Source organism: Hyphomonas sp. (genome assembly GCF_046313735.1).
Taxonomy (GTDB): domain Bacteria; phylum Pseudomonadota; class Alphaproteobacteria; order Caulobacterales; family Hyphomonadaceae; genus Hyphomonas.
The window spans coordinates 13817-28084 of record NZ_JBKBXW010000022.1; the positions used below are offsets into that span (position 1 = coordinate 13817).

Below are 14268 nucleotides of genomic sequence, written 5' to 3' on the forward strand. Positions count from 1 at the left end.
CGCCTCAGCCCATGGGGTAGAGGATGTCCTGCGAGACCTTGTCACACGCCTTCATGACATCGGCAGGAAGGACAAGATCGGCCGCGGCGAGAATGTCCGCCAGCTGATCAAAGGCAGAGACACCGACAATGGTGGAGGCAACAAAATCATGCTGCTTCGACCAGGCGGTGGCGAGCGTCACCGGGCTCATGCCGGCTTCCTTTGCGATGTCCATATAGCGCGCGGTGGCAGCGAGGGAGCGCTCGTTTACGAAGCGCTGGGTCATCAAAACATGCCGCCCACCCAGGCCGATATAGCGCGAGAAACGCGCGCCTTCGGGCGTCGCACCGCCCTGATACTTGCCCGAGAGCACGCCGCCGGCGAGGGGAGAATAAGGGATGAGGCTGACGCCTTCGCGCAGGCAGATCTTTGACAGCGCGTCCTCGAACCGGCGATTGTTGAGGGAGAAATTGTTCTGGATCGTCTGGTAACGGATCGTTCCGAGCCGGCTTGAAGCCTCGATGGATTTCATCAGGCCCCAGGCGTCTTCATTCGAGCAGCCGGAAATGCGGATGAGACCCTCGCGGGCAAGCTCGTCCAGGGTTTCCATCGTCTCGTCGAAGTCTGTGCCATGGTCGGGCCAGTGGGTCTGGTAGAGGTCGATATAGTCCGTCTGCAGACGGGTGAGGCTCGCTTCGACGGCGCGGCGGATATTGTGGCGGTCGAGCGCGGTCATGCCGGCGCGCTGGGAGCCCTTGATCCAGCCATGGGAGGGGCCGCAGACCTTGGTGGCCAGGATGATCGCGTCGCGGTCCTTTGTCTTCATCCAGCGGCCGAAGATTTCCTCCGTCAGGCCGCCATATTTGAGGTCGGGCGGGACGGGATAGTTTTCGGCGGTGTCGAAGAAATTGATGCCGGCATCGAGGCTGGCATCGAGAATGCGGAAGGCTTCCTTTTCGTCCGTCTGGGTGCCGAAGGTCATCGTGCCCATGCAGATGTCGGAGACGTAGATGGCGCTCTTGCCAAGGCGGCGGTGTTTCATGGCGGGGTCCTCGAAGCAGGGGTCTGGATGCACCCTAGCGCCGCGCGGGGCGAGGGGAAGGGGCTGACGCCGGGGCAGGAACTCTGCCTTTCGGGCCGACGGCAGGAAGCGGGTGGCGCGGATTTCAGGGCAGGCGTATAGCGCCGCGCATGAACGCTGCGCTCCGCCTTGGCTTTCCTGCCGCCCTCCTGTCCTACCTCATCTGGGGGAGCCTGCCGCTCTATATCCGGGCGATGCAGCATATCGGGGCGGTGGAGCTGCTCGCGCACCGGGTGATCTGGTCGGTGCCGACGGCGATCCTGTTCATTGCGGTGGCGGCGAACTGGAAGGATGTGAAGGCGGCGTTCTCGGGCGCGCATATCCGCTGGCTGGCGCTGTCGGGCCTGCTGATCGGGGCGAACTGGGCGATCTATATCTGGGCGGTGAATGCGGGCCGCACGATGGAAGCCTCGCTGGGGTATTACATCAATCCGCTGGTCAATGTGCTGTTCGGGATGCTGATCTTTTGCGAGAAGCTGCGCCCGGCGCAGTGGGTAGCGGTGGGCATTGCGGCGGTGGGGGTCGGTGTGCTGGCGCTGGCCTTCGGGCGGCTGCCCTGGGTGGCGCTGGTGCTGTGCCTGACATTCGCGTGCTATTCGGTGATCCGGAAGAAGGTGGCCATCGACAGCCGGGCGGGGTTCCTCGTGGAGGTGGCGCTGCTGGCGCCGGTCGCGCTGATCTGGCTCACATGGTTTGCGAATACGCCGGAGGGGCGCTGGATGGGCGGGGGCGGCTGGGACATCGCGCTCCTGATGGCAGCGGGGCCGATCACGGCGGTGCCGCTGATCCTCTATGCGCTGGCGGCCAAGCGGCTGAAGCTCTCCACCATCGGGATGATGCAGTATATCGGGCCGACGATACAGTTTGGAATCGCGGTGATGGTCTTCCGCGAGCCGTTCGGGCTGGTGCATGGGGCCGCGTTCGCCTTCATCTGGGCGGCGTTGGTGGTGTTTACCGCCGACAGCCTGATGGGGGACGCCAAGGCGCGGCGGCTGGCGCGGACGGCGCGGCCGGCCTGAGCTGCGGTCTTCAGGCAAAAAAAGAGCGGTTCCGGCGGGGGCCGGGAGACCGCTCTTGAAGGCTAGGCATGATGGACGGAAGTTTCCGGCCATCCGGGCAGTTGCAAGCCGCGCGCCGTAATCTGTAGTAAATACAGCAGAATTCAAAGGCAACCATAAACTGCTGAAACGAGTCGCACGGCGCGGGGATCGCCGACGAGGGACGGGCTCTGCCGGTTCATGACATAGGCGGCCGCCAGTTCGCGGGCCGGGTCTGCGATGGCCATGGAGCCGCCCCAGCCGCAATGGCCGGCCGTTTCAGGGTTCGGGCCGAAGAAGCCGTGCTCGTTCAGCATGATTCCGGCGCCAAAACGCGTGTGCATGGGCAGGACGAGGTCCGGCCCGTCCACGCGGGGGGCGAGGAGGGCGTAGAGGGCCGAACGGCTGAACAGGGTCTTGTCGCCGATCCGGCCTTCGCGGGCATAGGCTTCATAGAGGCGGGCAACGCCGAGGGCGGTGCCGTGGCCATTGGCGGAAGGGATCTCGATTTCGCGCCATGCGGCGCCGCCGCGGTCGGGCGCGGCCCATTTTGACACGAAGGCGGCGCGGCGCTCCGGTGTGACCGTGCCAAACTTGGCCAGGGCCTTGGGGCGCAGCATGTCGGCGATGCGGGCAGTTTCGGCCTCCGGTGTGCCGATGCGGAAGTCGATACCTTCAGGACCGCAGATGTCCTCGCGCAGGATCGCGCCGACGCTGCGTCCCGTAATGCGTTTGACGACTTCGCCGACAAGGTAGCCCCAGGTGAGGGGGTGGTAGCCATGGGCGCTGCCCGGCGGCCACATCGGGGGCAGGGCGGCGAGGGCGGCGGCGCAGGCGGGCGGGTCGAGCCAGAGGGCGGGGTCGATCTCCTCGGCGAAGCCGGGCAGGCCGGCCTGGTGGCTGACCATTTCGCCGATCGTGACGGCGGCTTTGCCCTCTGCAGCAAATTCCGGCCAGACATCGGCGACGGGGGTTTCATAGCCTGCGGGGAGCGCATCGACGGCCATGGCCACGATGAGCGCGGAGATGCCCTTGGTGGTGGAGTAGATCGGCAGGATCGTGTCTTCGGCCCAGGGGCGTTCCTGCGCGCGGTCGGCCCAGCCGCCCCAGATATTGACGAGGGTTTCGCCTTCGATGCGCAGGGCAAAGCCGGCGCCATGCTCCTCGCGTGTCGCAAAATTCTCGGCGAAGGCGTCCATCACCGGCTCGAAGCCGGGGGCGACATGGCCGGAGATCTTCACTTGGCTCATCGCTGCCTCTCCTCGCCGCATTGATTTCACGGCTGAAACAGGTCACCCCTCGCCCGTAACCGGTCAACCCGTCAAGGAGCGCTCCGCCCATGTCCAGCCTGCATCGTCCCCGCCGGTCCTGCCTGTATATGCCGGGCGCCAATGCCCGCGCGCAGGAAAAGGCGCGCGACCTGCCCGCCGATACGCTGATCCTCGACCTTGAGGACGCGGTCGCCCCAGAGGCGAAGGAAGACGCGCGCGGCGCGGTGGCTGCGGCGCTGGCGGCGGGCGGTTATGGCAAGCGCGAGATGGTCGTGCGGATGAACGGGCTCGACACCGAATGGGGCCGGGCGGACCTTGCGATGGCGGCGGCTTCGGGCGCAGCCGCCGTGCTGGCGCCGAAGGTGACGTCGGCCCGCGACGTAGAGCGGCTGGAAGCGGCGCTGAAAAGCGCGGGCGCGCCGGAGGGCTTTGCGCTGTGGATCATGATCGAGACGCCGCTGGCGATCCTCAACATCCGCGAGATTGCCGCCGCCTCCATCGGCTCGCCGCTGACGACCTTCGTGATGGGCACGAATGACCTTGCCAAGGATTACCGCGCGCGGATGACGCCGGACCGGCTCGCCTTCCAGGCGGCGCTGCAGCTGAGCGTGGCGGCGGCGCGGGCGTATGGGCTGGTGGCGATCGACGGGGTCTATAACGACATCAAGAATGAGGACGGCTTCCGCGCCGAATGCGAGCAGGGGCGCGACCTCGGGTTCGACGGCAAGACGCTGATCCACCCCTCGCAGCTGGAAGACGCCAACCGCATCTTCGCGCCAAGCGGGCATGATGTGGAACAGGCGAAAGCCGTGATCGAGGCGTTTGCCGACCCGGCCAATGCGGGCAAGGGCGTGCTGAAAGTGAACGGCAAGATGACGGAGCTGCTGCACCTGGAAGAGGCGCGGCGGATCGTGGCGATGGATGAGGCGATAAGGGCTTTGGCGGGGTAGGGTAGGCCCTCACCGCTTTTCGCCCTTCGGGCGCCCTCACCTCCCATTGCTGCGCAATGGGCCTGCTCGGGGCGTTTGCAATGCAAACGCTGATCCCTCGCAGCCTCTCCCGCGAGCGGGAGAGGGGTCAGGGGTGCCACTTAACCCCTCTCCCACAAAGTGGAAGAGGAGGGGCCCGCCGCCGGAGGCGGTGGGAGGTGAGGGTCTTTCCGGAGCGACTCGACACGGGGCCGCGCTCGCCTAATTCCCGGTTCAAACCAGCAAGGAGCCTCCCATGCCATACATCCTCATCCATAATCCCGGTTGCGGCTCTTCGAAGAAGGGGCTCGAGCTCCTGCAGGCCAATGGGGTGGCGCCGCAGGTGCGCAAATATATGAGTGCGGCGGAGCGGTTGTCGGTGGAGGAGCTGAAGGACATCGCGAAGAAGATGGGCGGGGTCAGCCCGCGCGTGTTCCTGCGGGAGAAGGATGCAGCGGCTGCGGGGCTCTCCGAGAGCGCCGGGGATGAGGATGTGTTTGCCGCGATGGCGGAGAACCCGAAGCTGATCCAGCGGCCCATCGGCATCAACGGCAAGAAGGCCGTGCTGGGCCGGCCGAATGACCGGTTGCTTGAAATCGTCTGATCCTGCTGCAATTACGGCAGATGGGCGCGGAGTTCGGTGAAATTTCATCGAATCCGTAAGGCCCATATCAGGCCTCGCCTGCGATAAGCAGAGCATGGTCCTCGTTTCGCTGATCTTCGCCGGGCTTCTGCTCGCCTTTGCCGCTTTTGCCGCGTTCGGCCTGCCCTGGCTGATCGCCGGGGGCCGCGCGTTCGAGGAATTTTCCGAGCGGCGCGACCAGAAGGTGATGGCCGGCACGCTGGCGGCGCTGGTGCTGGCGATGGTGAGCCTGCCTTTCGTCGCGTCCGCCTTCGAGGCGGCAGGGCCGCATCTGGCGCTGATGGCACAAACCGTGCTGGGTGTGCCCGAACGCTTCTGGAGTTGAAGCGCGAGGCGCGCTAGAGGCTCGCCCCGAGAGTATCAGAGGGCAGGGCCAGAGCAGCATGAGCGCGAGTGTCAAATCCAATACCGGCAATTTCTTCGAGGATTTCCGCCCCGGCCAGACGCTGGTGCACGCGACGCCCCAGACGCTGACCGAGGGGGATGTGGCGCTCTACCGGGCGCTGACGGGCGGGCGGTATGCGCAGTATTCCTCCGCCGAGTTTGCCAAGGCCGCCGGCCTGCCGGGCCTGTGCATTGATCCGCTGCACGCTTTCCATGTGGTGTTCGGCAAGACGGTGCCGGATGTGTCGCTGAATGCGGTGGCAAACCTTGGCTATGCCGATGGACGGTTCCTGCGGCCCGTGATGCCGGGCGATACGCTGCGGGCAGTTTCCGAGGTGATTGGGCGCAAGGAGAATTCGACCGGGCGCACAGGCGTTGTCTGGGTGCGCACGACGGGGCTGAACCAGCGGGAAGAGGAAGTGCTCTCCTATGTGCGCTGGGTGATGGTGAACAAGCGCGATCCGGAAACGCCATCGGCGGAGACCGTGGTGCCGGAATTGCGGGAAGCGGTGCCCGCTTTGGCGCTGGCAGGGTATCCGGCCATGAAGGAATGGGATTTTGCGGCCTCGGGCAGCCGGCATGTGCTGGAAGACTATGAGATCGGCGAGCGGATCAACCATGTCGATGGCATGACCGTGCAGGAAGCCGAGCACCAGACCGCGACGCGGCTCTACCAGAACACAGCCAAGGTGCATTTCGATTTCCATGGCCAGAAGCAGAGCCGGTTCGGCAAGCGGCTGGTCTATGGCGGGGTGGTGATCTCGATTGCGCGCTCGCTGGCGTTCAACGGGCTGGGCAATGCCGGGCAGATCCTCGCGATCAATGGCGGCACCCATGCCGGGCCGCTGTTTGCCTGGGACACGATCTATGCGTGGAGCGAAGTGCTGGATAAGGCGGAGCTGTCGGAGACCTGCGGGGCGCTGCGCCTGCGGCTCGTGGCGGTGAAGGATACCGATCCGGGCGCCTTCGCCTGGAAGGATTCGGCCGGCAAGTATGACCCGGCCGTGCTGCTCGATTTCGACTATTGGGCGGCGATTCCGCGGGCCCGCTGACGAACGCCTCCCGGCTTCCTATATCGCTGCGATGGGCGGCTATCCTCCTTATTCCGGGTTTACCGAATTTGCGGTCGCGCTGGGCGTGATCCTGTCGGCGATTGTCAGCCTGCTCGGCACCTCCAGCCGCAAGCGGATGATCGCGCAGGGCGAGGCGCGGCTGCAGGACCTCGCGGAGATGGCAGGGTTCCTCGATGCCAGGCAGGTGCTCGCCGTGTTCGGGCCGCCGGATATGGGCCGCACCTGGCGGAATGTGACGCTGCTGGATGTGCGCCGGGCGCGCACGCCGATGGGCTGGCTGATGTCGAGCGATCTCGTGGACTATGTGTGCATCGCGGCGGTGGTCATCGCGCTGATGGTGGATCACAAGCTGATGCCGCTGGTGCTTCTGACCGCGCTGGCCGTGCAGGCCTCGGGCTGGGTTGTGTCCATGCGGGTGCCGCGCTAGGGCGTGGGGATTCCCGCCTGAGGGGAATGGGCCTGAGCGGAATGGGCCTGAGGGGAATGGGGATGGAGACGCCGCCATGAAAGTCTGGAAGATGAACGGGGCGGGTAACGCCTTTGCGATCTTTGACGCACGCTCGGCGCCGTTCTCCCCGACGCCAGATCAAGTGCGCGCGATTGCCGCCGACCTGAAGGCGGACCAGGTGATCGCGATGGAGCGCGACGCCAGCAAGGACGTGTTCATGCGGATCTGGAATTCCGATGGCACGGAGGTCTCCGCCTGCGGGAATGCGACGCGCTGTGTGGGCCTCCTGATGCTGGAGGAGACCGGCAAGGACCGGGTGACCATCCAGACCGAGGCCGACATGCTGCGCGCCTTCCGGGCCGGGGACGGCCTGATCACGGTGGATATGGGCTCGCCGCTGATGGGCTGGGAGGACATCCCCCTGTCGGAGAAGATGGATGTGCGCGGCGTGGACGTGAAGATCGGGCCGATCGATGCGCCGATCCTTGCGCGCCCGGCGGTCGTCTCGATGGGCAATCCGCATGCGGTGTTCTTCGTCAGGGATTTGGACGCCTATGACATCCCGGCCATCGGGCCGCTGGTGGAGTGGCATCCGCTGTTTCCCCAAGGCACGAATGTGGGCTTTGCGCAGGTGATCGACCGCGAGACGATCCGCCTGCGCGTCTGGGAGCGCGGGGCCGGGCTGACGAAAGCCTGCGGCACCGGGGCGTGCGCAGCGCTTGTCTGCGCCGCGCGGGCCGGGCTGACCGGGCGCAAGGCGCGGCTCGTCCTAGATGGCGGGGACCTGACCATCGACTGGCGCGAGAGCGACGACCATGTCTACATGACCGGACCGGTGGAGCTGGAATTCGAGGCGCAGATCTGATTGCGCCCACTGCCTCCATGATCGGGGGCGTTGCGCTGGCGGGCGGCCCGGCGCAACATGTTCCTACTACTGTGGAGGACATTGCAGATGCGGCCGATCCCAATCCTTGCCAGCCTTGTCATCCTGGCCAGCGCCGCATCTGCGGACCAGATCATTCTCGAGAAGGGGGAGTGGACGATGACGTCCGACTTCTATCTGACCATCGAGGAAGGCGGCCGGCTGCTCGATGAGGAATCCGACAGCGAGACCGTCACCGAATGCTGGAGGCTGGATGAGGAAGTTGTGATCGACGAGTCCATGGTGGTGTCACCGGACTGCCGGGTGCTGGACCGGGGCAGCGTGCGCACGGACTATCTGATCGAATTGCAGATGGTCTGTGTCATCGACGGCCTCGACATGGATGGCGCAATTCTGATGACAACCAACAAGGCGCGCAACATGCTGAGCGCGCGCTACTGGCTGAAGAGTGCTGATTACAGCACCACAGTACGCTCCGACGGGATCATAATGGGGCGCCGCAACGGGGCCTGTTGAGGGGGCGTCTGAAAGGTGGCGCATGGGAATCTTGCGCCCAGACGCGGGTGCCTCCAGTGTGGGCAGGCCAATAATGTAGGATGGCTCCTGTATGCGCAGACTGATATTTCTCTTTCCTGTCCTGGTGCTGGCGGGAGCCGCCGCAGCCGAGGGGCTGACCCTCGAAAAGGGCCGCTGGACGCTATCGACGGACATATGCACGACAGGATGGGCGTCTGGACGGGCGTTCAGCGAGCCGCCGATACATGACTCGATCACCGAGTGCTGGATGCAGGATGATGAGGTTCACTTGGATGCCGGCATGCTGGTGATCGACGGATGTACCGGTACGCCGCTGGGCGAGATGCCCTACAGCCTCGAAGTGGGCCTGACATGCGTGCTGGAAGGCATCCCGATGTCCGGTTCTGCGCTCATGTTGACCAACGACCGGCGCGATCACTTCGCTGGCCGCTTCTGGATCGGGGGCGGCGACGAGGACGTGGAGCTGCAGGTGGAAGGGATCCTTCTCGGCCACCGCATGGGCAGCTGCACCGCGCCCTGAAGGCGCGCATTCCAGCCGCCTGCTTGCTTTTTCGGCGCTTCAGGGCGATTTCAGCGCGCTGATGCCTGAAACATCCCCCCCTGCCGGCCCGGCGGTGATTACCCTCGGATGCCGCCTCAACACCTACGAGTCCGAGGTGATGCGCCGCCATGCGCGGGAGGCGGGGCTCGGCGAGGCCATTATCGTGAACACCTGCGCGGTGACATCGGAGGCCGTGCGGGGCGCCCGGCAGGCGATCCGCCGGGCAGCGCGGGAGAACCCTGGTGCGCCGATCATCGTCACAGGCTGCGCCGCGCAGACCGACCCGGAGATGTTCGCTTCGATGCCGGAAGTGACCCGCGTGATCGGCAATCACGAGAAGATGCAGGCCGAGACCTGGGCGCCGGCGGACCTCCTGGGCGGCGAGGAAAAAGTCCGCGTCAATGATATCATGAGCGTGCGCGAGACCGCCGCGCACCTGATCGACGGGATGGAGGGGCGGGCGCGCGCCTATGTGCAGGTGCAGACGGGATGCGACCATCGCTGCACCTTCTGCATCATCCCGTATGGGCGGGGCAATTCGCGCTCCGTGCCGGCCGGCGAGGTGGTGGCGCAGGTGCGCGCGCTGGCGGCGAGCGGGCATCATGAAGTGGTGCTGACGGGCGTGGACCTGACGAGCTGGGGCGCGGGCCTGCCGGGGGAGCCGAAGCTCGGCAACCTCGTGCAGCGTATCCTGAAACTCGTGCCGGAGCTGAACTGCCTGCGCATTTCCTCGATTGATGCGATCGAGATGGATGAGGCGCTGATCGAGGCGATGGGCGAGGCCCGCGTGGCGCCTTACCTGCATCTGTCCCTGCAGCATGGCGACAATCTGATCCTTAAGCGGATGAAACGGCGCCATGCGCGCGAGGCGGCCATTCAGCTGACGGATCAGCTGCGAACCATCCGGCCGGAGATTGCTCTGGGGGCGGATATTATTGCCGGATTCCCGACCGAGACCGAGGCGCAGTTTGAAAACTCGGTGCGCCTTGTGGAGGAGTGTGGCCTTTCATTCCTGCATGTGTTCCCTTACAGCCCGCGCCCTGGCACGCCGGCGGCGAAGATGCCGCAAGTGGCAAAGCCCGTGATCCGCGAACGCGCGGCGCGGCTGCGCGCGGCGGGGGAGGCGGCGCTGGCCCGGCATTTTGCCCGCCATGTCGGCGCAGTGCGCGAGGCGCTGGTGGAGCGTGGTACGGCGGCGCGGCTTTCGGATTTCACTCAGGTGAAGCTCGCGCGCGATACGGGCGAAGGCGGGCGGACCATGCGTGTACAGATCACCGGCCAAGACGGCAAACAGCTTCTGGGAGACCCCCTCGCATGATCCTCTGGTTCGGCAAGAAAAAGAAACTGGACGACGTGAAAGCCGCCGGCGCCGAGATGCCCGCGCCGGAGCTTTCGGCCGAGGAGCGTGCTGCGGCGGAAGCGGCGGCGGCGGAGAAGGCCGAGATCGAGCGGAAGGTGGCGGAAGCCAACCGCGCCTGGGAAGAGCGGCAAAAGCAGATTGCTCAGGAGGCGGAGGATGAAGCCGCCCGCGCAAAGGCTGCCGCTGAACTGAAACTTCTGGAAGAGCGCCGCGAGCATGAGCGCCTGCGCGCCGAAGCGGCAGAAGCCGCGCGGCTGGCAGCAGAGGCCGAAGCGAATGACCCCGGCCTGTTCGGCCGGCTGGGGCAGGGGCTTGCCCGCTCGACCGCGAAGATTTCCGAAGGCATCACCGCGCTCGGCCGCCGGAAGCTGGACGATGACACGCTGGAGGAATTGCAGGACCTGCTGATTACCTCCGACATGGGCGCGAAGGTCGCAGCCCGCGTTACGAAGGGAATCGCCAAGGAGCGGTTTGACCGGGAGGTTTCATCGGACGAGATCCGCCTGGCGCTGGCCGAGGAGATCGAGGAGATCCTCCGTCCACGGGAGAAGGTCGTCGATTTCTCTGACGGACCGCGCCCGCGCATTGTGCTGTTCGTGGGCGTCAATGGGTCGGGCAAGACGACGACGATCGGAAAGATCGCCTCGAAACTGCAGGAACAGGGCGCCAAGGCGCTGCTGGTGGCGGGCGATACATTCCGGGCCGCTGCCATCGAGCAGCTGAAAGTCTGGGGCGAGCGGGCGGGCATTCCGGTCATGCATGGCGCGCCGGGCGCGGATGCCGCCGGGCTTGTCTATGGCGCGGTGGAACGTGCGCGGGCGGAGGATCTGGACCTCGTGCTGGTCGATACGGCCGGGCGGCTTCAGAACAAGACCGAGCTGATGTCGGAGCTTGCCAAGGTCGTCCGTGTCGTGAGGAAGATTGACCCCGAAGCGCCGCATGATGTCATCCTCGTGCTGGACGCGACCGTGGGCCAGAATGCGCTCGGCCAGGTCGAGGCATTCCGGCACACGGCGGGCGTGACGGGGCTGGTTATGACCAAGCTCGACGGGACGGCGAAGGGCGGCGTGCTGGTGGCGATTGCCGAGGCGCATGACCTGCCGATCCATTTTGTCGGCATTGGCGAGCAGGCGCAGGATCTGCGGCCATTTTCTGCCGCGGCGTTTGCGAGGGCGTTGGTGGGGGTGAAGGGATAAATCGCGGTTGGGGGGAGGCCCTCACCTCCCATTGCTTCGCAATGGGCCCCTCCTATCCCGCAAGCGGGAGAGGGGTTAAGTGGCACCCCTGACCCCTCTCCCTCTGGGAGAGGAGGGGCCCGCCGCCGGAGGCGGTGGGAGGTGAGGGTCTTCCGGCTTTACTCCGCCGCTTCCGCCTGGCCGATCCCGTCATCGAAGATGTCCTCGATGCTGCGGTTGAAGAGGCGGGCGATGGCGAAGGCGAGGGGGAGGGAGGGGTCGTATTTCCCTGTCTCGATGGCGTTGACCGACTGGCGGGAGACGTCGAGCTGGTCGGCGAGCTGCTGCTGGCTCCAGCCGCGCTCGGCGCGCAGGATACGGATGATGTTGTGCATGGCGGCTCACACCGTCTTGCCAAGGCGCTGGCGGCAATGGGCGAGGCCGAAAGCAAGGAAGAAGAGCGGGCCGAACAGGAACAGCGGCACATCGTCAATCGCGTTGAAGATTTCCAGGAAACCGACGAGGAAGACGGCGCCCGTGGTGATTGCGCCGGCCTCGGCGAGAGCTTCGAGCTGGCGCAGGCGGGTATATTCGTCGGTCTCCTTCGTCTGGCGCAGCATGGCCCAGAGGATGCCGAACAGCGGCAGGGCGACGGCGACGGCAAAGCCGGCGCGCAGGTAAAGAGGCGACGTTTCCTTGTCCACGATGAAGACGCCGGCGAACAGCGCGGCGAGATAGGCGATCATCAGGGGCCAGAACACCATCATGTAGCGTCTGGCGGCGGTGCGAAATCCGAGCGGCTTGGTCATGACGGGCTCCTTGTCAAGTTTCCTTGTCTATATGGCAAGGGTGCTTGACTAGTCAAGGGAGCTTTACATGGGTTTTTCACATGGTTCGCCACGCTGGATGGGTGGGAGGTGCTGTTCGTTTGAAGAAGCGTGTTGGGGAGAGGTCGAAGCCCCTCTCCCCAACCCCTTGCTCAGGAAATCGCGATGCGATTTCTGATCTTCGCAAGCCCTCAGGGAGAAGGGGCTTTTGGCGTTATTCTGCCGCCATTGCATTTGCGGGCGCCGCTGTGGCGCCGCGGATGAGGCGGCCGGGTCTGGTGCCGGTGGGGGTGCCGTCCCGGTGCGTGATTTCGCCCTTGAGGATGGTGGCGGTGTAGCCGGAGGCGCGTTGCATCAGGCGGCGGCCGCCGGCGGGCAGGTCGCGGATCACGTCCGGCAGGTGGAGCTTCAGGTTTGCCAGGTCGATGACGTTGAGGTCGGCGCGGTAGCCGGGCGCGATCAGGCCCCGGTCCCAGAGGCCGATCCATTCGGCGGTCAGGCGGGCCTGGCGGTTCACGATGCTTTCCACGCTGAGCCTGCGGCCGCGCGCGCGGTCGCGCACCCAATGGGTCAGCATCGTGGTGGTGAAGGAGCCGTCGCAGATCATGCCGACATGCGCGCCGCCATCGGAGAGGCCCGGCAGGCTCGCAGGGCTTTCCATCATCTCGAGGATGGGGTCGAGCGTGCCCTGTGCGTAGTTGAGGAAGGGCAGGTAGAGCATCCCGCGCCCGCCGCGTTCCAGCATCAGGTCGAGGGCGACTTCCTCGGGGCTGACGCCGCGCGCCGCCGCCAGGGCGGCGAGGGTATGCTCGGGGCCGGGCTCATAGTTCACGGGGTCTGACAGCTGGAAAATCTTGCCGAAATTGCGCAGCATCGAGCGGGCAAACGGATTGTCCGTGGCCGGTGCATCGGCGAGGAGGCGGGCGCGGAAGGCCGGGTCGCGCAGGCGCGTCACACGCTCCGCCAGCGGAAGGTGGGCGATTTCCTGGTAAACGCCGTGGGCGCTGAACGGGTTCAGCGTCAGGTCGAGGCCGAGCAGCACCCCGACCGGGCGGGGGGCGACCTGCGCGCGCATCGGCAGGCCGTCTGCGGCAGCGGCTTCGATCGCGCCCAGCAAAAGCCGCCAGCCTTCGGGCGCCACATCCGACTGGGCGAGCGAGACAGACAAAGGCCGGCCGGACGCCTCGACAAGGCCCCGGAGGAGCGCGGCTTCCTTCTGCGGATCGTTGAAGTCGGAGACAAATTGCAGGACGCCCCGGCCGGCATCGGCAAGGCCCATGGCGATACCGGTGAGCTCTGCCTGCGAGGCGGTGAGGGTGGGTGTCGGCTGGCCATCTGACGTACGGTGGTTGAGCGTGCGCGAAGTGGAGAAGCCCATCGCGCCGGCGAGCATGGCGTCGCGGGCAAGCGCGCGCATCGCGGCGATGTCTTCGGGGGTCGCATCCTCACGGTTGGCGCCCCGGTCGCCCATGACGAAGACGCGCAGCGCGGCATGGGGCAGCTGGGCGCAGATGTCGGTGTCGAAGCGGCGGGCGGAGAGGAAATCGAGATAGTCGGGGAAACTCTCCCATTTCCACGGCAGTCCCTCGGCGAGGACGGGGAAGGGGATGTCTTCCACGCCCTCCATGAGGCGGATCAGCCGGTCATGGTCTGCCGGTTTGCAGGGGGCGAAGCCGACGCCGCAATTGCCCATGACGACAGTTGTGACGCCGTGCAGGGAGGACGGGCTGATCGCCTCGCCCCAGGCGGCCTGGCCATCGTAATGGGTGTGCAGGTCGACAAAGCCGGGGGTGACGATCTGGCCGCGCGCATCGATTTCCTCGATGCCCTTGCCGTTTACCTTGCCGATGCCTGTGATCACGCCGCCGGAGACGGCGACATCGCCCTCGAAGGCGGGCCCGCCGCTGCCGTCGATGATCGTGCCGCCGCGGATGATGAGGTCGTGAGTGGCCATGCCGGGCACCTCCCATGGTCTTTGATTGTTTATACGGGGCAGGATGCCTCAGGGGCAGGGGGAGTAAACCCCTGACGCGGCTTCCCCCGCTGTGATTTCGGGCCTAA

16 protein-coding genes are annotated in these 14268 nt (G+C 65.9%); 11 read left to right on the plus strand and 5 right to left on the minus strand.

Annotated elements, in window-relative coordinates; all coding sequences use genetic code 11:
- Positions 1-4: 4 nt before the first annotated feature.
- Complete coding sequence (locus tag ACK4SV_RS11610) at positions 5-1021, minus strand: aldo/keto reductase (protein WP_409917995.1); 1017 nt, start codon at positions 1019-1021, stop codon at positions 5-7.
- A gap of 149 nt (positions 1022-1170) precedes the next feature.
- Between ACK4SV_RS11610 and rarD the strand changes: the two genes are divergently transcribed.
- The gene (gene rarD / locus ACK4SV_RS11615; RefSeq protein WP_409917996.1) at positions 1171-2079 is read left to right on the plus strand and encodes an EamA family transporter RarD; all 909 of its coding nucleotides are present in this window, start codon (positions 1171-1173) and stop codon (positions 2077-2079) included.
- Between the two features lie 143 nt (positions 2080-2222).
- On the opposite strand, the gene ACK4SV_RS11620 is transcribed toward rarD, so the two are convergent.
- The gene (locus ACK4SV_RS11620; protein ID WP_409917997.1) at positions 2223-3347 is read right to left on the minus strand and encodes a serine hydrolase domain-containing protein; all 1125 of its coding nucleotides are present in this window, start codon (positions 3345-3347) and stop codon (positions 2223-2225) included.
- 89 nt (positions 3348-3436) lie between these two features.
- Here ACK4SV_RS11620 and ACK4SV_RS11625 point away from each other — a divergent pair, with 89 nt between their 5' ends.
- From ACK4SV_RS11625 to ftsY, 10 genes are all read left to right on the plus strand, one after another.
- The gene (locus tag ACK4SV_RS11625) at positions 3437-4318 is read left to right on the plus strand and encodes an HpcH/HpaI aldolase/citrate lyase family protein (protein WP_409917998.1); all 882 of its coding nucleotides are present in this window, start codon (positions 3437-3439) and stop codon (positions 4316-4318) included.
- Between the two features lie 274 nt (positions 4319-4592).
- The gene (locus ACK4SV_RS11630; RefSeq protein WP_409917999.1) at positions 4593-4940 is read left to right on the plus strand and encodes an ArsC/Spx/MgsR family protein; all 348 of its coding nucleotides are present in this window, start codon (positions 4593-4595) and stop codon (positions 4938-4940) included.
- Positions 4941-5034: 94 nt separating this feature from the next.
- Positions 5035-5304, plus strand: a complete 270-nt coding sequence (locus tag ACK4SV_RS11635) for a hypothetical protein (protein WP_409918000.1) — start codon at positions 5035-5037, stop codon at positions 5302-5304.
- A 58-nt stretch (positions 5305-5362) separates the two neighbouring features.
- Complete coding sequence (locus tag ACK4SV_RS11640) at positions 5363-6415, plus strand: MaoC family dehydratase (RefSeq protein WP_409918001.1); 1053 nt, start codon at positions 5363-5365, stop codon at positions 6413-6415.
- Between the two features lie 31 nt (positions 6416-6446).
- The gene (locus ACK4SV_RS11645) at positions 6447-6863 is read left to right on the plus strand and encodes a hypothetical protein (RefSeq protein ID WP_409918002.1); all 417 of its coding nucleotides are present in this window, start codon (positions 6447-6449) and stop codon (positions 6861-6863) included.
- A gap of 76 nt (positions 6864-6939) precedes the next feature.
- A complete protein-coding gene (dapF, locus tag ACK4SV_RS11650; protein ID WP_409918003.1) occupies positions 6940-7749 on the plus strand; it encodes a diaminopimelate epimerase in 810 nt (269 codons plus the stop codon).
- Between the two features lie 87 nt (positions 7750-7836).
- Positions 7837-8283 carry a hypothetical protein gene (locus ACK4SV_RS11655; protein ID WP_409918004.1) on the plus strand — a complete coding sequence of 149 codons (447 nt, stop codon included), beginning with the start codon at positions 7837-7839 and terminating at the stop codon, positions 8281-8283.
- Positions 8284-8374: 91 nt separating this feature from the next.
- Positions 8375-8824: a hypothetical protein gene (locus ACK4SV_RS11660; RefSeq protein WP_409918005.1), complete on the plus strand. Its 450-nt coding sequence runs from the start codon at positions 8375-8377 to the stop codon at positions 8822-8824.
- 61 nt (positions 8825-8885) lie between these two features.
- Positions 8886-10163, plus strand: coding sequence for a tRNA (N(6)-L-threonylcarbamoyladenosine(37)-C(2))-methylthiotransferase MtaB (mtaB, locus tag ACK4SV_RS11665; protein WP_409918006.1), 1278 nt, complete (start codon positions 8886-8888; stop codon positions 10161-10163).
- Complete coding sequence (gene ftsY / locus ACK4SV_RS11670) at positions 10160-11401, plus strand: signal recognition particle-docking protein FtsY (protein ID WP_409918007.1); 1242 nt, start codon at positions 10160-10162, stop codon at positions 11399-11401. The genes mtaB and ftsY overlap by 4 nt, the downstream gene beginning before the upstream one ends.
- A 158-nt stretch (positions 11402-11559) precedes the next feature.
- Here ftsY and ACK4SV_RS11675 read toward each other — a convergent pair whose 3' ends face one another.
- The 3 genes from ACK4SV_RS11675 to ACK4SV_RS11685 all read right to left on the minus strand — a co-directional run bounded on the left by ACK4SV_RS11675 (position 11560) and on the right by ACK4SV_RS11685 (position 14161).
- A complete protein-coding gene (locus tag ACK4SV_RS11675; protein ID WP_409918008.1) occupies positions 11560-11775 on the minus strand; it encodes a helix-turn-helix transcriptional regulator in 216 nt (71 codons plus the stop codon).
- Between the two features lie 6 nt (positions 11776-11781).
- A complete protein-coding gene (locus tag ACK4SV_RS11680) occupies positions 11782-12189 on the minus strand; it encodes a hypothetical protein (protein WP_409918009.1) in 408 nt (135 codons plus the stop codon).
- Positions 12190-12421: 232 nt separating this feature from the next.
- Complete coding sequence (locus tag ACK4SV_RS11685; protein ID WP_409918010.1) at positions 12422-14161, minus strand: N-acyl-D-amino-acid deacylase family protein; 1740 nt, start codon at positions 14159-14161, stop codon at positions 12422-12424.
- Between the last annotated feature and the right edge of the window lie 107 nt (positions 14162-14268).